This is a genomic window from Novosphingobium panipatense, assembly GCF_900182875.1.
Taxonomy (GTDB): domain Bacteria; phylum Pseudomonadota; class Alphaproteobacteria; order Sphingomonadales; family Sphingomonadaceae; genus Novosphingobium; species Novosphingobium panipatense.
On the sequence record NZ_FXUI01000007.1, the window covers coordinates 114,265 to 133,354 of the forward strand.

Below are 19,090 nucleotides of genomic sequence, written 5' to 3' on the forward strand. Positions count from 1 at the left end.
TCGAGGGCTCGCACGTCGCCCCCGAACAGGCAAGCGTGCGGGCGTACCGGACCAAAGGCTTCAGCGGCTTATCGGCGGGGCGTTGCCAATGCGCTCCAGCGTCGGGACCAGTTCATCGAAGTGGTCGATCACCGCCGCCGCGCCCAGCTCCGCCGGCGCCATGTCGTTGAATCCGAAACTGACCGCGACGCACGGCAGCCCCGCAGCGGCAGCCGCCAGCGTATCGTAGCTGGTGTCGCCCACGTAAGCCGCCGCGCCCGCTCCGCCCTTTTCACGCATCAGGTGAAGAAGGTCAGGCCTGGGCTTCGCACGGCCGGGGCCCAGCGTATCCCCGCCGATGATGGCGTAGAACCGCTCCGAGAGACCCAGTTGCTCGAAGATCGCTCTGGCGAAGCGCTCAAGCTTGTTAGTCACGACGGCGATGCGCACCCCCCGCTGCGCCAAGGCATCGAGCATCGCCTCACCCCCCGGAAACAGCCGCGTCTCGACCGCGATGTTGTCGGCGTAGAAGTCCAGCAGCGCAGTGTGCAGTTCCTCGAACCGCCTCGCCTCGACCGGCCCGCCGGTCGCCAGCAGCGCCTTGTCCAGCATCCTGCGCGCACCGCCGCCTACAAAGCCGCGCACTTCGTCGCGCGCGACGGCGCGCCGTCCTTCCAGAGCGAGGGCGTGGTTCACCGCGTGATCGAGGTCACCCAGCGTGTCGAGCAGCGTCCCGTCAAGGTCGAACCCCACTATCGCGAAAGGAAAATCAGTCATGGTGCGATGCAGTGACGGCACGGGATGGAAACCGCAACAATTTGCTGGCACTAGAGCGCGCATGACATCTGCCAGCCCCACCCAGACCACGCCGCTCGCCATCGTCGTTCTTGCCGCCGGCAAGGGAACCCGCATGAAGAGCGACCTGCACAAGGTGCTCCATCCCATTGCCGGTCGCCCGATGCTCGAGCACCTGCTCGCCAGCGCGGCCGAACTTGCGCCGGAACGGCAGGTAGTCATCGCGGGGCATGGGCGCGAGCAACTGGCCACGGCGCTCGGCACCCGCGCGACGATCGCGGTACAAGACCCGCAGCTTGGCACCGGCCATGCGGTCCAGCAGGCCGAGGAGGCCCTCTCGGGCTTCGATGGCGACGTGCTGATCCTTTACGGCGACGTGCCTTTCGTGCGGCCGCAGACCATGCGCGCCATGATCGAGCGCCTTCACGCACCGGACGGGCCGGCCGTCGTGGTGCTGGGCTTCGAACCGCAGGATCCGCTGCAGTACGGCCGCATTCTCGCTCACGACGACGGCCGCATCGCCATGATGGTCGAGTACAAGGACGCGACGGACGAACAGCGCGCCTGCCGCCTCTGCAATTCCGGGCTGATGGCCGTGAAGTCCGCCGATCTCTTCGGCCTTCTCGCCAAGGTCGGCAATGAGAACACCCAGGGCGAGTACTACCTGGTCGACATCGTCAACATCGCGACGCTGGAAGACCGCGCCTGCGCCGTCATCGTCACGGACGATGAGGACGAGGTGGCCGGGATCAACAGCCGGGGCGAGCTTGCCGAGGCGGAAGGCCGCTGGCAGCACAAGCGCCGCGCGCAGGCGATGGCGGACGGCGTCACGCTGGTCGCTCCCGAAACGGTGTTCTTTGCGTGGGACACGCGCCTCGGTCGCGACGTCACGGTGGAGCCGAACGTCGTATTCGGTCCGGGCGTGACGGTTGCGGACAAGGTCGTGATCCACGCCTTCTCGCACCTTGAAGGCGCCACTCTCGAGAGCGGCGTGGAGGTCGGACCCTACGCCCGCCTGCGCCCCGGCGCCGTGCTGAAGGCCAACGCCAAAGTCGGCAATTTCGTCGAGGTCAAGAAGGCGGTGCTGGGCGAAGGCGCCAAGGCCAATCACCTGACGTATCTGGGAGACGCCGTCATCGGTGCCGGTGCGAACATCGGCGCTGGCACGATCACGTGCAACTACGACGGGTACTTCAAGCACCAGACGGTCATCGGCGACCGTGCCTTCATCGGGTCCAACAGCGCCCTCGTGGCTCCGCTCCGGATCGGCGCCGATGCCATCGTGGCGGCGGGCAGCGCCGTGACACGAGACGTCGCGGACGGCGAACTGCGGCTCGTGCGCGGGGAACAGCTCGTCAAGCCGGGCTGGGCGGACCGCTTCCACGACGCGATGAAGAAGAAGAAGGCCGAGAAGCCCCGCTGATTACCGGCGTCAGGGCCGCCGCCTCCTGGCGGCGCGGCGGCCGAACGAACGATCAGGAGCCGATTGCGGTGCGACGGGCGATGTTGCCGAGTTCGGCCCGGGCGATTGCGCTTCCCGGATCGTACTGAAGCGACTGTTCGTAGAAGCCCTTCGCTGCATCGAACTGTCCCATGGCCGCCTTGGTGAAGCCCATTCCGCGCAGCGCGCGTGCAGCGACCTTGGTGTCTGCGCCGCCGGTCGTCTTGTCGACAACGGCCCAGGCCTTCGCGAAAAGGTCATAGCTCTGCTGCCAGTCGCGCCGGGACTTGAACAGTTCCGCGTATTCATTCGTGAAATGCGCGTTGGCAGGCGCCATCTGCGATGCCTTCCGCAGCTCGTTTTCCGCGAGGTCGCCACGGCCGAGATCGATGAGCGCGAAGCCCTTGCCGAAGTGCGCCTCGCACAGGGCCTTGTCGACCACGATGGCTCCGGCGGCGTCCTGCCCGTCACTGCGGCACAGGCGCGGGCGCATGTCCCCGGCGAACTGCCGCTCCGAATCGGCGATGACCTTGTCGAACATCTTCACCGCCTGGTCGTGCTTGCCCTGCCGGAGAAGATTATAGCCGCGCTCCACATGGGCTGCGGCGTCGAAGCGCGTGTCGGTGACGCGCGCGGGGGCATTGAAGCTGTTGCTGGCCAGCTTGGCGGGCGCAGGGGTGGCCGTGTTGGCGTGCGCCGCACCGGCAAGAAGCAGGGAAGTCAGGACACAGGACGCAATTCGAGCGTTCATCAGCGATTTTCCTCTCCCGAGACACTGTTCTGCGCCGGTCTGCGCCGAGCTCTTTGATGAGGCCAAGTCGTCAGCCAGTGTTCGTTGAACGCCCGAAGATATCCGACGTCCGTGGTTTGACAAGTCATCTTGACGAAACCAAACCCAGTTTATCGCAAATGTCGGCACGCAGGCCGGTAACTGGAGTTTTACGATGGCGAATAGCCCCTGGAGTCACAGCCGTAATTCGTCGATTTCGGATGACGTCGACTTCGAGATCAAGGGTCAGGACCTGCAATTTGTCGAGATTGAACTCGATCCGGGGGAAAGCGCGGTGGCGGAAGCCGGTTCAATGGTCTGGAAGGATTCGTCGATCGATATGACCACGGTCTTCGGAGACGGTTCGGCCGACCAGGGCGGCGGTTTCATGGGGAAGCTGCTGGGGGCGGGCAAGCGCCTCGTTACGGGCGAAAGCCTCTTTACCACGGTCTTCACGCATCGCGGCCACGGTAAGGCGCGCGTCTCCTTTGCCGCACCCGTGCCCGGCGCGATCCTGCCGATCAAGCTGGACGACGTGGGAGGCCGCCTGATCTGCCAGAAGGACGCCTTCCTCTGCGCGGCGCGCGGGGTCTCCATCGGCATTCACTTCCAGCAGCGCATCATGACCGGCCTCTTCGGAGGCGAAGGGTTCATCATGCAGAACCTGGAAGGCGACGGCTGGGTCTTCGTCCAGATGGGCGGCACCGTCATCGAGCGGGAGCTCCGCCCCGGCGAGGAACTGCACGTCGATACCGGCTGCGTCGCCGCCTTCCAGCCCAGCGTCGAATTCGACGTGGTGCGCGCCGGCTCCGTCAAGTCGATGATTTTCGGCGGCGAAGGCGTATTCTTCGCGCGCCTGCGAGGGCCGGGCAAGGTGTGGATCCAGTCCCTGCCCTTCTCGCGCCTGGCGGGCCGGATGCTGTCGGCCGCCGGTTCACGCGGTGGCCAGAATCGAGGCGAAGGCTCGATACTTGGCTCCTTCGGCAACCTGATCGACGGAGACTAAGTTTTATCGAAAGCGGCGCGCTCCACCCCGGATTGTCCCGGTGACGCGCCGCTTTCCATCACATCGAAGGCGCATATCCGCCGTTGAGGGGATAGGTCTGGCCCGTGATCCACTCGGCCGCGTCGGAGCAGAGGAACGTAACCAGCGCCGCCACGTCCGTCGACTTCCCGTAGCGGCGGATGATATAGCGTGCGACCTGCGCCTTGGCGCGGTCACTCTCCATGATCTCGGCAAGCTTCTCTTCCGGCATGTCTGGCATCAGGGAGGACAACGAAACGGCGTTGCAGGTCACGTTGTAGCGACCGACCTCCTTTGCGATGGAACGCACGAAGCCCTGGGCCCCGGCCTTCGCTGAAGCATAGACCGCCAGCTTCGGCTCCCCCACGCGACCGGAATCCGAAACGATCGTCACGATGCGGCCCTTCTTCGCTTCAACCATGTTCGGAATGAAGGCGAAGCAGGCATTGTACACGCCGTAGAGGTTGGTGCGCAGGTACTGGTCCCAGGCCGAAGGATCCTCTTCCCAGAAGTTCACCCTCGGCCTCAGCAGGGCGGTGGGGCCTGCCATTCCCGCGTTGTTGACAAGCACGGTTGCGGGCCCAAGCGCCTCCTTGATCGCCGCGTTCGCCGCGCGGATCGCGTCGAGGTCTCCGACATCGAACGGCACCGCCAGCGCCGGAACGCCGGTCCTGCGGATTTCCTCCGCCACTGCCTCGGCCCGCTCCGGAACGAAGTCGTTGACGGCGATGCCTGCGGCATTGTGGCGGGATAGCTCCAGCGCGATGGCGCGTCCCGCGTTCTGCCCGGCTCCGGTGACGATCGCGACCTGCCCTCCCAGATCCAGAAGATCGTGCTCACTCATCTCTCTGCTCCAGTCCCTGTTGCCTGACTGTTTGATAGTATATACTATCTTTGATGGCGATGCCGGATGGTGGCCCGGCAATGGCGATCATCCGGGCGATGCCGTTCGCGGTTCGGTGCTAGTGAAGAGGCACGCACGCACAATGCCAAGCGCAGAGCACGCTGCTCCGGAGGATATCGCGGCGACGGTGGCCGGGTGAGGGAGGAGAGGACATGTTCGAAGAATTCGACCTGAGCGGCCGCGTTGCCGTGGTTACCGGAGCTGGCACGGGGATCGGTCGGGCGACGGCCCTGCTCCTCGCCCGACGCGGTGCCGACATCGTGGCGGTCGGACGCAAGCGCCCTGCCCTCGATGCCGTCGTGCGAGAGATCGAGGTGCTCGGCCGCAGTGGTCTGGCGGTCGAGGCGGATGTCCGCGAGTTGGACCCGGTCCAGAACATGGTCGATACCGCAGCGACGCACTTCGGGCGCCTTGACATTCTGGTCAACAACGCGGGGGGCGCTCACGGGCACGTCGGGATCGCCCAGATGCCGCCCGCCAAGTGGGAGCGCGACATCGCGCTGAACCTGAACTCCGCAATGTATGCCTCACAAGCTGCCTTCCCCCACCTGCGCAAAGTGCGGGGCTGCATCGTCAACATATCGTCCGTCGCGGGAATGCACGGCACGCAGGGTGTGGCAGCCTATTCCGCAGCGAAGGCCGGGCTGCAGATGTTCACCCGCGTCTCGGCCGCCGAGTGGGGTCCCGTGGGCATACGCGTCAATGCCGTGGCGCCCGGCATGACGGCGACGGAGAAGGCCCGGGCCGGATGGGAGAAAGCTGGCTTCGATGCGGACAGCGCCACTCACGTGTTTCCGCTGCGGCGGTACGGCTATCCGGAAGAGGTGGCGCAGCTGGTGGCGTTCCTCGTCAGCGACGCCGCAAGCTACATCACGGGCGAGGCCATCGCCGTGGCCGGAGGACCGGTTCTCGGCGGCATGGTGACAATCGAGGACTGAACTGCGAACCCTCCCGGTCAAGACCGGGAGGGGGCCCGCGATCAGTCCGCCAGCTTCGCTTCCATGGCGGCGATCTCGGAGCGCAGCCACATCGTCTCAGACAGGTTGCTCCCGCCGCTCTCCTTCAGCAACGCCTCATGCGCCGCCTTGCGCACGGCGAGCGAGCGGGCGTTGGCGGGCTCGGCACTCAAGGCGATGTCCGTGAGGTGTATGGCTTCCAACGGAGCCCCGCCGTCGAGCTTCGCCTGCGCGCGCGCGGCCAGGATGTCCGCGCCACCTGCAAGCTCGACAAGGTCGGCATCCACGCTTGTCCTGGGCACACCGTAGAGGGCCGTCGTACCCTCCTCGTAATGCAGCCAGCCCGAATACTCCCGCCAGATCGACTTGACGGCCCAGCTCGCCTTGCCGTGGTATTCGCCGATCGCAAGCCCCTCGGGCCAGGCGAAATCGCGCATCAGGCTATGAACATCGCGCCCTTCCGTCATGCCGCCCAGTGTGTAATCGCGGACGTAGGAGACGGCGGCGTGCAGCCTGTCGAGGTCGGCCCGGATGCGGTCCTTGCCTCGGATCGCTTCACCGTGGCCGGTGATAACGATCTCGGCGCCGAGATCGCGCACCGTTTCGAGGGACTTCAGGTAATTGCGGACCAGTCGCGGCTTGTCTCCGCGCAAGGTGTTGAGAAAGGGCATGGATAGCCACACCGGCCCGAACAGGTTTCCGGTGAAAGCGATCTTTTCGCGCGGCATCCAGACGGTCAGGCTGTCGATCGTCTCTCCTTCGGGCGTGGAGATCAGTTCAAAGCAGCGTCCGCCCAGTTCCATGGTCAGGCGGCGGTCGACAAGAATGTCGGGCTTCACCTCTGGAGCGGCCTTCGGGGTATTGCCGCGTTTCAGCGTGGCCCCCCACAGCTTTCCGCTGCGGGGACCGAAGAAGGGCTGAAGCCTCATCATGTCGCCAAGCGCTTCATTGAAGCCGGGACCGCCCACGACCTGGGTGCCCTCTTCCACAAAGTCGGGTACGCCACCATAGTGATCCGCGTGGCTCTGCGTCAGGATGATGAAGGCCAGCGGACCCGTGCGATGCGGTTCCAGCAGCCGCTTCGTCCGCTCGGCGTTGTCCATAAATCCGGTATTGATCATCACATCGCCTTCGCTGGTGGTCACCAGATAGGCATTGGAGATGTCGTTCGCCTGGAAGACGAAATCCGTCACGGCAATGGCCGCAGTCTGCTCGTCACCCGAACGCACCAGATTGGCAAGCTTTGGCCCGGCGTCTTTCACCTCGCTCATTTCAGTTCTCCTCAAACCCGATCATGACCTTGGCCGACTGCGGCATGGCGGCGATCTCAAGGCCTTTCATGACTTCGCTGAAGGGTAGCTTGTGGCTGATCATGCCGGCGATCTTGTCCTTCAGGCGCGGCATGGCAGCGATCACCTCGGGCATCTCTGTCGGGTAGCCGACGGCCGTCGTGATCGTCATCTCGCTGGTCAGCATACGCCCGGCGGGGAATTCAATCGGCTTCATATACGCCGCCGTAATGACGAGCCGGGCGTGAAGCTTGGCCATCATTATGACCTCGGTCAGGATGTTGGGCGCACCCGCGGCGTCAATATAGGCGTCCGTACCCACGCCCACGCGGCCGTAACTCGGCACCTCGCCATGAAGACGTGCGAGTTCCGCGCGCAGATCCACCTTCGTCGGATCAAGCGCGGCCTGCACACCAAGAGCGCGTGCGCGTTCCAGCCGCTCCTCCGCCAGATCGAGCGCAACGACGTCGGTAATGCCACGGTCGATCAGCCACAGCACCATGCCAAGCCCGATCGGTCCGCAGCCGAACACGACGACCTTGTCGCCCGGCTTGACCTCGGCCCGGTTGACCCCGTGCATGGCCACCGCAAGCGGTTCGCACATGGCGGCGACGTCGAAGTCGATCCCCTCGGGGATGGGCAGGATCGACTCACCGAGCCGGGCCTCACGCACGAGAAGCTCCTGGGTAAAGGCGCCTTCCGGCCCGCCCGACCCGATGTTGCCCGGGGTCATCATCGGATTGACGACGACCGCATCTCCCACCGCGATTCCTTCAACCGAAGGGCCGACCTCCATCACCTCCCCAGCGCCTTCATGACCGAGCGCCGTAAGCGTCCCGGGCGTCGGTATGCCGCCAATCTTGATGTAGGACAGGTCCGATCCGCAGATCCCGACTGACTTCATCCGGACGACGACATCATTGGGACCGGTGGGCGGGCGCTCGTAGGCATCCAGCCGCACGTCACCCGATCCATGGATCCTGAGCAGTTCCATTCGCCTCTCTCCTCGCCGGTCCGCCGCCCTCACGGCCGGACCATGTATCCCCCGTCGATGGTGATGGTCTCACCGGTCATGAAGCTGCTGGCGTCCGAGCACAGGTAAGCGCCGATTCCTTCGAAATCCGCGGGCCGACCGGTGCGCTTCATCGGTATCGTCGGCGCAAAGTGCTGCGCGACCGCTTCCGCCCGCGCGCCTTCGCCCATCATTGGCGTGATAATCAGGCCCGGCGCGACGACGTTGGCGCGGATGCCGAGCGGCGCCAGTTCGATGGCGAGACAGCGGATCGCCGCGGCCACCGCCGATTTCGATGCGGCATACTCCATCTTGCCGGGCAGTCCCTGAAAGAGCGAGAGCGATCCGCAGGCCACCAGGCTGCCGCCGCTTTCGTCTCCAGCCTCGACGCGCTCCTTCATCAGTCTCGCGCCTTCGCGCAGGGTGAAGAAGGCGCCGTGCAGCGCGGTCTTCTGGAAGTCATACCAGTGGTCCGTCGGCATGTCGAAGACCGAGTTGTAGCGCGGCGATGCGCCGGAGTTGGCGAACACGCAGTCCACCCGGCCAAAGTCCGCCATCACCTGATCGTAGCCCGCAACGATGTTCGCCTCTTCGGAGACATCCACCTGGTAAGCGATCACCCGTCCCGCGCCGGCCGCTTCAAGCTCCGCCTTGGCCTTCGCGCTTTTCTCGGCGTTGCGGGCCCAGATCGCGACATCACTGCCCATCCTGGCCACACCCATGGCAAAGCCGAAACCGATGCCGCCGTTGCCTCCGGTCACCACCGTCACCTTGCCCGTGCAGTCAAACAGGCCCTTGGCCATCACTTTCTCCCTCGATCCCGGTTCACGCCTTCAGGCGGCGCATTCGTGGCCGCGATGTTCAGGGGCGGGGCGTTGTCCCGCAAGCCCGAGCGCCATAGAAATACGGTCGGAACGTGGCGTTCGGGACATATAGCGATCCCTTGCGCCGGAAAGACGCCGATGATGCCTGACGAAGTGCAACGCCCCTCCATGAGCGTGGATGCCCGCCTTGAGAGCGACGGCATCTGCGCCCAGCTTGTGCGTTTCGACATACCGACACCTACGGACACCCGGCACGCCGTTGCAGAGGGCTATCATGTCAACATGTGCCTTACCCCGCGTCCGCTGCAGTCTCGCGGAGGGTATCGGCACCGTTGGGGGCCGCACCGGCTGGAGCGGCTGGGTGACATCTTCGTGATTCCTCCGGGCGAGGAGCTGTCCATCAAGGGTGGCACCGGCCGGCAGGTATCACTGATCTGTACGATCGACGCGGCGCTTGTTCACGATCTTGCGGGCCAGAGCCTCAGCTGGGACGACGCGCACCTCGCCGCCGCGCTCGACATCGGCAGCGCACAGATCCGCGCCCTCCTCTTTCGCATCACGGCCGAGGTGCGCCACCCCGGGCTGGCCTGGCAGAAGATGTTGGCCTTGCTTGGCAGCCAGCTGGCCATCGAACTGGCCCGTCATTGCCTGGAGGTGGCGGAGCGTCCCGTGACCGGCGGCCTTTCCGGCTGGCGCCTGCGGCTGATCGACGAGCGCCTGGCCGACTACTCGGCGGCGCCCTCGCTGGAGGAACTGGCCAGGCTCTGCTCGCTGTCCATCCGGCAGTTAACGCGAGGCTTCCGGGTCAGCCGCGCCTGTTCGATCGGGGACTACATCGAACAGCGCCGGATGGAGGCGGCCAAGCGACTCCTCATGGACGGCGAGAGCGTCAAGACGATCGCCTTTTCCATGGGCTTCTCGTCCCCTTCCAGCTTCACCTTCGCCTTCCGCCGCGCTGTCGGAGCAAGCCCCAGTACCTTCCGGCAGCGGCAGGGGCGTGCGCTTGAACAGCCCGTCGGGTCTTGACCGGAAATCGACATAACGTCCGGATCTGGCACTCCAAGCGCGTTGCCTTGCAGGTGTGAGGGACGATTACTCTTCCCTCATGAACGGCCGCACAGGCCGATGGGAGAGGACAACCGCATCATGGCCACGACTGCCGCCGAACGACTCGTACCTGACGCTCTGGTCGAGCAGGCGATCAAGGACACCGGCATCGACAGCTTCGACAACGACAGCTGGCGCGAAGGCTTCGACGTTTTCACGCGCTCGTTCAACGAAGGCATTGACCGGGGCTGGATGACCGACGGCGGCATCGAGCGCGCGCGCAACGACACCCTTCATTACCTGCGCGGCCGCCTCAAGGTGTCGCAGTACCTCCGCGACAATCCCCAGTTGCTCGAGCGCCCGGTCGAGCGGCCGGTCTTTGTCATGGGCGTGCCGCGCACCGGCACCACGCTAATGTCCAACCTGCTTGCGGCCGACCCCGCCCGCCGTTCGCCCCTCACCTGGGAGATCGACGACCCGGTGCCGCCGGTGGGGTCCAACGCGCTGCTGACCAGTGATCCCCGTGCGACCAGCCGTCTCGCACAGGAAAAGGCCGCGCTGGCGGCAAACCCGGCCATGGGCAAGTACTACCGCGGCTCTGCCATCTATCCGAACGAGTGCGTGTTCTTCATGGCGCACGATTTCAAGACGCTGATGATCGAGTCCAAGGGCAAGCTGCCGCTGTACAAGGACTTCATCTTCTCCTGCGACATGACGAGCGCGTACGAGTACCACAAGAAGTTCCTGCAGGTGCTGCAGCACCACGCGGGCGGCGTCTGGAACGTCAAGAAGCCGAGCCATGCGCTGTGGCTGGAAACGATCTTCAAGGTCTACCCCGATGCCCGTGTCATCTGGACGCACCGCGACCCGTTCACCGCCACGGGCTCGCTGTGTTCGATCATCTCGCTCAGCCATATGGCGCACATGGGCAGGATCGACGCCGAGTGGCTCAAGGAAGACTACCCCTGGCAAGCGGCCGAGCACGCCAACCGGATCATGGATTTCCGCGACATGTACGGTGAGGACAAGATCATCGACGTGCATTACGCCGATCTCGTCAGCGATCCGGTGGCCGCCACCAGGAAGGTCTACGCCGCCCTGGGGGACGAATGGACCTCCGAGGCCGAGGCGGGCATCCAGCAGTGGGTGGACGATAACCCGCAGGACAAGTTCGGTCGTCACGAATACAAGCTGGCTCAGTACGGTCTTTCGAAGGCGGACCTGGAGCCGCTCTTCGAACGGTATCTCTCGCGCTACGACATCGCGCGGGAGGGCTGAGATGCTGGAAGGGCTCCATTACCAGAACGCCTACGTCTGTGACGAGTTGGAGGCAGGTATCGACCTTTTTCGCGGCCGCGGGCTGGAAAAGGACCCTGTCATCATTCCGGTCGACCAGACGGTCGTCACGCCGGGGGGGCCGAAGCGCCAGAAGGGCCGCATCTGCTTCATCTGGATCGGCGACCTGCAGTACGAGCTGATCGAGAACGAAATCGACGAGGTGGGCCTTTACGCCAACTGTCTGTCGAACGGCGGTCCCCTGCGGTTCCACCACATCTGCTTTCGCGTGCCGGACTGGGCCGACTTCCGGTCCCGTGTCGATGCGCAGGAGTTCCCCGTCGCGATGGAGCGCGGCCTTTCGGCTGAAGCCGAGGGCGGGCTGAAATTCCTTTACCTCGATGCCCGCGAGGTCTTCGGACACTACATCGAGTACACGTGGATGCCCGAACCCATGTGGCAGCACATCCGCGCCATGTAAGCGGTTGCCCCGGCGTGCCGGGGCAGCCGCTCACAGGCGATCATCAGGCCATTTCGGCGGTGACATCCTTGTAAAGCGTCGTGCGCTGGCGCAGGCGGCGCCCGACGCTTTCAGCGGCCGCGCGCATGTCCGCCACGTCGGCGAGTTGCCCGTGCGAGGCACCGGCCGCGCGGCTGATGCTCTCGTCCATCAGAACGCCGCCGAGGTCGTTGGCTCCTGCCGCCAGCACCGCCGCCGCGCCCGGCATGCCCAGCTTGACCCACGAAACCTGTATCGATCCGATCGCTCCGTGCAGCGCGAGCCGGGCGACGGCATGCATCATGACCGCCTCCCGCCAGGTCGGCCCCTTCCGGCACTGGCCCTTGCGATAGAACGGCGCTTCCATGTGGACCAGCGGAAGCGGCACGAACTCGGTGATCCCGCCGGTGTCGAGTTGGAGGTCGCGCAGCGCAAGAAGGTGCTTCGCCCAATGGCGCGGGCTTTCGAGGTGACCGAACATGATGGTCGAGGTCGTCGGCAGGCCTACGCGATGTGCCGAAGCCACGACGTCGAGCCACTCCTGCGTGGTGAGCTTGTCCGGGCAGATCCTCTCGCGAATGTCGTCGCAAAGGATCTCGGCCGCCGTCCCCGGCAGCGAACCCAGGCCCGCGTCCCGGAGCATGGACAGGTAATCGCTCACCGGCATCTCCAGCGTTCGCGCCCCCTGGCTCACTTCCAGCGGGGAGAAGGCGTGCACGTGGAGTTGGGGACGAGCGTCCTTCACCGCCCGCAGAATGGAGAGGTAGGTCTCGCCCGTGTAGCGGGGATGGATGCCTCCCTGAAGGCATACCTCGGTCGCGCCGCGCGCCACCGCCTCCCGCGCGCGTGCCGCGATCTCCTCCAGATCGAGGTCATAGGGTTTGTCGCGAAAGCCCGCCTTGCTGCTGGTCTTGCTGAAGGCGCAGAAGGAACAGGCGTGGGTGCAGATATTGGTGTAGTTGATATTGCGATTCACCACGTAGGTAACATCGTCGCCCTGCACCTCGGCGCGAAGCACATCCGCCGCTTCGATCACCGCCTGCGCGGCCGCGCCACGTGTGGCGAACAGTGCCGCGATCTGGTCTTCATCCAGCCCCGTGCCGCTTGCGGCCCGATCGAGGATGCGATGCAATTGCGAGGCCACCGGCCCCTCGTGGCGACGGCCGAGAGGCGCCTTGACCGTACCCGGCGCGCGATCGGCGATGCCGGGACTCCACCGGCTGTCGCGCCCCAGTGCCTCGGCATCCGCCAGCCGCAGGACCGCCGGTCGCAGGCTATCATCCAGCCAGCCGCCTTCCTCCACGAAGCGCGGATAGATGGTCAGGCGCTCCACCAGCGGTAGACCGGCCCGGGCACACACGGCTTCCAGTCGCTCGATCTCGGGCCAGGGTGCTTCGGGGTTGACGTGGTCGAGCGTGACGGGCGAGATCCCGCCCCAATCGTCTATTCCCGCCTCGATCAGTTCCAGCAGTCGCTCGTCGTTGAGATTGGGCGGCGCCTGCACGGAAACCGTATCCGGCAGGACGATCCGGGCCGCGGCCACGACACGAAGGAAGTCGTTTTCCGTGGCCTCCGCCGCCCCGGACATCTTCGTGCCGGGCTTGGGACAGAAGTTCTGCACGATGACTTCCTGCAGGTGCCCGTGCTCTTCATGAAGATCCCGCAAGGCCAGCAAGGCACCCATCCGTTCCTCAGGACGTTCGCCGATCCCGATCAGGACGCCGCTGGTCGTCGGCACCCGCGCCCGACCAGCCGCCGCCAACGACGCCAGACGGACCTCGGGCGCCTTGTCGGGCGAGCCGTGATGGCACATGCCCTTTTCCATCAGGCGTTCCGACGTGCTTTCCAGCATCAGCCCGACCGAAGCGGCGACCGGGCGCAGCATTCGCCAATCCTCCTCCTCCAGCACACCGGCGTTAACGTGAGGCAGAAGCCCCGTCTCGAGCAGCACTCGCTCCGCGCAGTGCCGCACGTAGTCGATCGTGCGGCTGAACCCTCTTTCGGCCAGCCATTCGCGCGCGGCCGCGTAGCGCCGCTCCGGCGCATCGCCCAGCGTGAACAGCGCCTCCTTGCACCCGGCAGCGACCCCGGCCCGTGCGATCTGCAGCACTTCGTCCTCGCTGAGGTAAGGCGCTTCAAGGCGTGACGGCGTGGTTGCGAAGGTGCAGTAATGGCAGACGTCGGCACAGAGCCGGGTAAGCGGGATGAAGACTTTCGGGGAATAGGTCATCCTGGCGGGGGTGTAGTTGCCGAACCGCGACCCGCGGCGCGTGCGGGCCTCTGCCATGAGCTCATCCAGCGGTGTGGTGAGCAGCCTCGATACAAGTGCAGTGTCGTCGCGTGCCATGGTCATCCTGTCTCGATACCGGCTGCGCTCAGTGCTACGCGCGCTAGCCTCTCCCGGTCACCGGCAGCGCACATGACTGTGGGCGTGACGGTGACTGAAAGGCCCCTCTCCTGCAAGCCCCCTGCATCGGCGGCGTCCGCGCTGTCTATGATGATGTGGTCGAGAAGATCGCCGTAGTGATCGGCTATGGAGGCGTTGGAGACCGGCCTGCCCAGTTCTGCGAGCAGCTTGCCCAGCGGCCCCTTCAGCGATGCCCCGCCAACAAGAGGCGAGACCGCCACGACCGGCACCCGGCGATGACGCAGGGCTTCCCACACACCGGGAAGGCTTAGGATCGGATCGACGCTGAGGTACGGATTCGAGGGGCAAATCACGATCGCGCCGAGGTCCTGGCTCTCGAGCGCGGCGGCAAAGGCCGGTGACGGCGCAGCCCGTAATGCGCCGCTGAAACGGACCCCCGTGGCGACGGGCCGGCACTGCTCCTTCACGAAGTACCGCTGGAAATCGAGCCACCCTCCGGCCGTGCCGACCTGGGTGCGGACCGGAGCGTCGCTCATCGGAACTATCGCGTGCGCGATACCCAGCGCGCGGGTCAGTCGGGCGGTGATCTGCGACAGGCTGTCGCCCTGCCGCAGACGCCAGGAGCGCGCGATGTGCGTTCCCAGGTCGCGGTCGCCAAGATTGAACCAGTCCGCTTCCCCAAGGGACCGCAGCATCGCCATGGCCTGCCAGCTCTCGTCCTTCACGCCCCAGCCCCGGGACGTGTCGTTGAGATCGGCGAGCGCATAAGCGACGGAGTCGATATCAGGGCAGATCGTCAGCCCCAGGTGTTCGAAATCATCACCGGTATTCACCACAAGTGTCAGATCCTGCGGCGAAACTGTCGCCGCAAGGCCAGCCGCCAGCTTCGCCCCGCCGACGCCACCACTAAGCGCCAGAACGTGCTTTCCCGTCATCGAAACATATCCTGTTCAATCGGTCGCAGCCCGCTTGCGGCGCCCGGTCCGTCCTCTTGCGTGGTCCAGCGTGATGCACCCCGGACCAGCGCCACAGGGGTTCCTTCGTCGCCTTCCCCCATGGCGAGGCCCGCCATGGCCGCCAGCGAATCCGCAACCGCGATCACGGTGGCCTGCAACGTCCGCCCGTAAAGATCGCTTCCCCTTCCGCGCCGATCCTCGATCATGGAGAGCCCGGCGCAGCCGATGGCGGTGCCGACCGTGCCGATCCGCCACGCCCGCCCCATGGAGTCCGCAATCACCACGCCGATCCGGGCGCCCGTCCGTACCTGCAGCTCATCCCGCAGGCGCCGCGCCGACGCATCGGGATCGACGGGCCAGAGCAGAACCGTGCCCGCGTCTGCGCCTTCCACGTTGCTGGCATCGATACCGGCATTGGCCAGGACATGCCCGGTGCGATGGCGCGCGATGATGGCCGCCGGGTGCGGCCGCAGGATCTCGGCACTTTCGTCGAGGATCGCCTGCGCCATCGGCGCTGGCCGACCGGTTGCCTCAGCGAGCCACTGCGCCTCCGCGCCCGGCTGCAGGGATGCGAGCGCCACCGTGCGGCCTTCCACCTTGGATACGATCTTCTGCGCGACGACACAGATATCGCCGTCGCGTAAGGCGTCCCTTTCGGCGTCGAGGGCTGCGCAAATCGCTTGCGCAATGGAGTGCCCGGCGGCGAACATGGGCAACCCGGTCAGCGGTCGCACGGATAGTTCTGGAACGAGGTTCATTCTGTTCTCCCGGACAAAGCTTGTACGTGCGCGGCCCGGGACGACAATCGCCTGAGGCAAGATTTCGCGGGAGGGATTTCAGGACATGGCCAGGATCGCTGTCATCGGAGGCACGGGGGCGCTCGGCAAGGGGATCGCGCGTCGTTTGGTCGGCGCCGGGCACGAGGTCACCATCGGTTCCCGCTCGGCCGAGAAGGCGCAAGCGACCGCGCAGGACCTTGGCGCCGCTGGCTTCGCCGCGAACGCAGATGCGGCCGAAGGCAAGGACGTGGTGATCGTGACCGTGCCCCATTCCTCCCAGGCCGATACGCTGGCCGGCATCCGTGACCGGGTGGGTGAAGCGGTCGTCGTGGACACAACCGTCCCGCTCGTGCCGCCCAAGGTGATGCGTGTTCAACTGCCCGCCGAAGGCAGCGCGGCAATGCAGGCGCGGGCGCATCTCGGCGCCGACATCCGACTGGTGACGGCCTTCCACAACGTCTCGGCCCATCACCTTGATTCCGACCATCCCATCGACTGCGACGTGCTCGTCTTCTCGGACGACGTGGCGGCGCGGCAGACCGTGATCGACCTCTGCCCTGGCATGGGCCTACGCGGCCTCTCGGGCGGTGCTCTCGCCAACTCGGCCGCTGCGGAAGCGCTGACCTCCATTCTCATCTACATGAACAGGACCTACAAGGCGGATGGTGCCGGTATCCGCTTCACCAATCTGGCGGAAGCGCCGGCCATCCCGTGACCGTATGGGCGCTCATCGCGGCCAAGTCGCCGGGCCAGGGCAAGACGCGCCTCGCCGCTGTTCTGTCACCGCGTGAGCGGGGCGCACTGGTGGAGGCCATGCTCCGCCATGTCGTCGGCGTGGCGCAAGGCGTGGCGGACCGGACGCTCCTGACAGGGCTTCGCCGCGGTGGATGGGACACGATCGAGGATCCGGGCGGAGGCCTGAACCCGGCCTTGATGCACGCCCTCCGCACCATAGCGGCAGTAAACCCGCCCGACCGGCTTGTCGTGCTGGCGGCCGACCTTCCCAGGCTCGCGCCGGAGGATATGGTCCGGCTCGCATCGATCCCCGGAGCCACCGTCGGCATCGCGCCGGATCGCCATGGCACGGGCACCAACGCGCTCTCGCTTCCCCTGCCCCACGCGGCGGCCTTCGCCTTCCACTATGGAGCAGGCAGCGCCGCCCGGCATAGGGCAGAGGCGGATCGGCTGCGACTGAACGCAGTGACGATCACCTCGCCCGGGCTGGCGAAAGACATAGACGAGCCCTCGGACTTGGCCGATGCTGGCCGTCTGTTCAGCCCTTCGGCCTAGCGCAGGTGTGGGATCACAAAGCCGAAAAGGGTTCGGAGGCGGAGGGGGATCTGTGCAGGCAAGCGACCTCGACCTGAGCGGCCAAGTGGCCTTCGTGACCGGCGGCGGAGGCGGTATCGGGCGGGCGATCGCACTGTGCATGGCCGACATGGGCGCCGACATCGCCATGATCGAAGCCATTCCCGAGCGCTGCGAACAGGTCGCCCGGATGGTGGAGGAACGCGGCCGCACGGCGCTGTGCATCCCGGGCAATGTGATGGATATCGACGCCCTGCAGAGCGCCGTTGCCCGCGCCGCAGACACTTTCGGCAGACTCGACATCCTCGTGAACAACGCAGGCGGCGTCACCCGGCGCGGATTCCTGGACATGACGGAGAAGAACTGGCGCCGCCACGTCGACCTCAACCTGATCAGCAACCTTGCAGCCACCCAGGCGGCGGTGCCGGTGATGATCGCAGGCGGACGCGGGGGCGCGATCGTGAACGTCACCAGCATCGAGGCCAGCCGCGCGGCGCCCGGCTATGCCGTCTACGCCGCGTGTAAGGCCGGCATCAACAACCTGACCCGCACTTTCGCGCTTGAGTTCGCCGAACACGGTATCCGCGTCAACGCCATCGCACCGGACTATACGGTGACGCCCGGAACCCGCGGCAATTTCACCGGACGTGTGGATGAAAGCACCTGGCATCAGCCAAGCACCGCGCAGGCCGATGGCATCGGCAGGCGCATTCCCGCAGGGCGAGCCGGCATCGACGAGGAGTGCGGCCGCGTGGCTGTGTTCCTTGCCTCGTCCATGGCGAGCTACGTCACAGGGACCATCATCCCCGTGGACGGCGGCTCCTGGGCATCCAGCGGCTGGGTGCGGGATCGCGGCGGCACCTGGATCCTCCCGCCGGACGTCACCGAATAACGAACGAGAGAGCGATGACCTTCACCCTCAGCACCAGCCTGCCCTTCGACCATGTGGACCAGCCTCGGGAATGGGGAACGATGGAGGCGCTGCACGAAATCGCAAGAGCGGTGGAGAAGGCGGGCTTCTTCGCCGGTTCCGTCACGGATCATCCGGTGCCATCCTCCCGGTGGCTCGACAACGGCGGGCATTATGCGCAGGACCCCTTCGTGATGCTCTCCATGCTCGGAGCCGCCACCACGACGCTGCGGCTCCAGACAAACATCCTCGTCCTGCCGTATCGCAATCCGTTCATCACCGCGCGGGCGATTTCCAGCCTCGACCATTTCACCGGCGGGCGCGTGATCCTCGGGCTGGGCGCGGGCTACCTCAAAGCCGAATACAAGGCGCTGGGGGTGGACTTCGACACCCGCAACGACACCATGGACGAGTACATGAAGGCGATGAAGCTCGCCTGGACCGGCAAGGACTTCACCTTCGAAGGCAACGGATACACCGCACTGGGCAACCGCGTGCTGCCCACGCCCGTGCAGACCCCGCACCCGCCGCTGCTCGTGGGGGGCAACTCAAAGCGCGCCCTTCGCCGGGCGGTGGAACTGGGCGACGCATGGCACCCGTTCTTCGTGCCAAAGGCCGTGACCGATACGGCCCGCACCGCCAACCTCGAGGGCGACGAGGACATCCTCGCCGCCATCGGCTACATGGCAGAGCACTGCGAGAAGGTAGGCCGCGCCGTCCCGCCCCAGGTCATCGCGTCCTCGACCTACAGCGTGAAGGCCGGGTGGAACGCGCAGGAGGCGCTTGACCACTTCGCCCACCTCAAGTCCCTCGGGGTGGACGGTTCAGGGGCGACGATCTACACGCGAACGCGCGCCGAATACCTCGACCAGGCACAGAAGTTCGGCGAAGAAGTCATTGCGAAGATTGACTTCTGAGCGCCATGTGCTGTGTTGGCCTGGCAGCCGACCCCGGC

Annotated in this window: 19 protein-coding genes; 10 read left to right on the forward strand and 9 right to left on the reverse strand. The window is 65.8% G+C overall.

All coding sequences use genetic code 11. From position 1 onward, the window contains the following. Positions 1–60: 60 nt before the first annotated feature. The gene (locus QOL62_RS12545; protein ID WP_103730628.1) at positions 61–756 is read right to left on the reverse strand and encodes an HAD-IA family hydrolase; all 696 of its coding nucleotides are present in this window, start codon (positions 754–756) and stop codon (positions 61–63) included. Positions 757–817: 61 nt separating this feature from the next. Here QOL62_RS12545 and glmU point away from each other — a divergent pair, with 61 nt between their 5' ends. Continuing rightward, positions 818–2,197, forward strand: coding sequence for a bifunctional UDP-N-acetylglucosamine diphosphorylase/glucosamine-1-phosphate N-acetyltransferase GlmU (gene glmU / locus QOL62_RS12550; RefSeq protein ID WP_283406509.1), 1,380 nt, complete (start codon positions 818–820; stop codon positions 2,195–2,197). A 52-nt stretch (positions 2,198–2,249) separates the two neighbouring features. Here glmU and QOL62_RS12555 read toward each other — a convergent pair whose 3' ends face one another. Then, positions 2,250–2,966: a tetratricopeptide repeat protein gene (locus QOL62_RS12555; RefSeq protein WP_283406510.1), complete on the reverse strand. Its 717-nt coding sequence runs from the start codon at positions 2,964–2,966 to the stop codon at positions 2,250–2,252. A gap of 193 nt (positions 2,967–3,159) precedes the next feature. Here QOL62_RS12555 and QOL62_RS12560 point away from each other — a divergent pair, with 193 nt between their 5' ends. Next, positions 3,160–3,990, forward strand: a complete 831-nt coding sequence (locus QOL62_RS12560) for a TIGR00266 family protein (protein ID WP_283406511.1) — start codon at positions 3,160–3,162, stop codon at positions 3,988–3,990. 58 nt (positions 3,991–4,048) lie between these two features. Here the strand turns inward: QOL62_RS12560 and QOL62_RS12565 are convergent, their stop codons facing one another. Continuing rightward, positions 4,049–4,852, reverse strand: coding sequence for an SDR family NAD(P)-dependent oxidoreductase (locus QOL62_RS12565; protein ID WP_283406512.1), 804 nt, complete (start codon positions 4,850–4,852; stop codon positions 4,049–4,051). Positions 4,853–5,064: 212 nt separating this feature from the next. On the opposite strand from QOL62_RS12565, the gene QOL62_RS12570 reads away from it, so the two are divergent. Beyond that, complete coding sequence (locus QOL62_RS12570; RefSeq protein WP_283406513.1) at positions 5,065–5,850, forward strand: SDR family NAD(P)-dependent oxidoreductase; 786 nt, start codon at positions 5,065–5,067, stop codon at positions 5,848–5,850. A 41-nt stretch (positions 5,851–5,891) separates the two neighbouring features. Here QOL62_RS12570 and QOL62_RS12575 read toward each other — a convergent pair whose 3' ends face one another. The 3 genes from QOL62_RS12575 to QOL62_RS12585 are packed head-to-tail and all read right to left on the reverse strand — an operon-like array spanning position 5,892 to position 8,972. Then, complete coding sequence (locus QOL62_RS12575) at positions 5,892–7,139, reverse strand: MBL fold metallo-hydrolase (protein ID WP_283406514.1); 1,248 nt, start codon at positions 7,137–7,139, stop codon at positions 5,892–5,894. 1 nt (position 7,140) lies between these two features. Further along, positions 7,141–8,151: a zinc-dependent alcohol dehydrogenase gene (locus QOL62_RS12580; protein WP_283406515.1), complete on the reverse strand. Its 1,011-nt coding sequence runs from the start codon at positions 8,149–8,151 to the stop codon at positions 7,141–7,143. A 29-nt stretch (positions 8,152–8,180) separates the two neighbouring features. Further along, entirely contained in the window at positions 8,181–8,972 is a 792-nt protein-coding gene (locus QOL62_RS12585) for an SDR family NAD(P)-dependent oxidoreductase (protein WP_283406516.1), read from the reverse strand. Between the two features lie 159 nt (positions 8,973–9,131). On the opposite strand from QOL62_RS12585, the gene QOL62_RS12590 reads away from it, so the two are divergent. The 3 genes from QOL62_RS12590 (at position 9,132) to QOL62_RS12600 (ending at position 11,796) form a co-directional block, all read left to right on the forward strand. Beyond that, a complete protein-coding gene (locus tag QOL62_RS12590; protein ID WP_283406517.1) occupies positions 9,132–10,019 on the forward strand; it encodes a helix-turn-helix transcriptional regulator in 888 nt (295 codons plus the stop codon). Between the two features lie 120 nt (positions 10,020–10,139). Further along, entirely contained in the window at positions 10,140–11,318 is a 1,179-nt protein-coding gene (locus QOL62_RS12595; RefSeq protein ID WP_283406518.1) for a sulfotransferase family protein, read from the forward strand. Position 11,319: 1 nt separating this feature from the next. Further along, the gene (locus QOL62_RS12600) at positions 11,320–11,796 is read left to right on the forward strand and encodes a VOC family protein (protein WP_283406519.1); all 477 of its coding nucleotides are present in this window, start codon (positions 11,320–11,322) and stop codon (positions 11,794–11,796) included. 43 nt (positions 11,797–11,839) lie between these two features. On the opposite strand, the gene cofH is transcribed toward QOL62_RS12600, so the two are convergent. Genes cofH through cofE form a run of 3 tightly spaced genes read right to left on the reverse strand, consistent with a single transcriptional unit; the run spans position 11,840 to position 15,896 of the window. After that, entirely contained in the window at positions 11,840–14,161 is a 2,322-nt protein-coding gene (gene cofH / locus QOL62_RS12605) for a 5-amino-6-(D-ribitylamino)uracil--L-tyrosine 4-hydroxyphenyl transferase CofH (protein WP_283406520.1), read from the reverse strand. Between the two features lie 2 nt (positions 14,162–14,163). Beyond that, positions 14,164–15,117 (reverse strand): 2-phospho-L-lactate transferase, encoded by a 954-nt coding sequence (gene cofD / locus QOL62_RS12610; protein ID WP_283406521.1) that lies wholly within the window; start codon positions 15,115–15,117, stop codon positions 14,164–14,166. Beyond that, entirely contained in the window at positions 15,114–15,896 is a 783-nt protein-coding gene (cofE, locus tag QOL62_RS12615; protein WP_283406522.1) for a coenzyme F420-0:L-glutamate ligase, read from the reverse strand. Before cofE ends, cofD begins: the two co-directional genes overlap by 4 nt. Positions 15,897–15,981: 85 nt before the next feature. On the opposite strand from cofE, the gene npdG reads away from it, so the two are divergent. The 4 genes from npdG to QOL62_RS12635 are packed head-to-tail and all read left to right on the forward strand — an operon-like array spanning position 15,982 to position 19,052. After that, the gene (gene npdG, locus QOL62_RS12620) at positions 15,982–16,632 is read left to right on the forward strand and encodes an NADPH-dependent F420 reductase (protein ID WP_283406523.1); all 651 of its coding nucleotides are present in this window, start codon (positions 15,982–15,984) and stop codon (positions 16,630–16,632) included. Then, positions 16,629–17,207 carry a 2-phospho-L-lactate guanylyltransferase gene (cofC, locus tag QOL62_RS12625; protein WP_283406524.1) on the forward strand — a complete coding sequence of 193 codons (579 nt, stop codon included), beginning with the start codon at positions 16,629–16,631 and terminating at the stop codon, positions 17,205–17,207. The genes npdG and cofC overlap by 4 nt, the downstream gene beginning before the upstream one ends. 52 nt (positions 17,208–17,259) lie before the next feature. Next, entirely contained in the window at positions 17,260–18,117 is an 858-nt protein-coding gene (locus QOL62_RS12630) for an SDR family NAD(P)-dependent oxidoreductase (RefSeq protein ID WP_283406525.1), read from the forward strand. A gap of 14 nt (positions 18,118–18,131) precedes the next feature. After that, positions 18,132–19,052 (forward strand): TIGR03619 family F420-dependent LLM class oxidoreductase, encoded by a 921-nt coding sequence (locus QOL62_RS12635; RefSeq protein WP_283406526.1) that lies wholly within the window; start codon positions 18,132–18,134, stop codon positions 19,050–19,052. Positions 19,053–19,090: the final 38 nt, after the last annotated feature.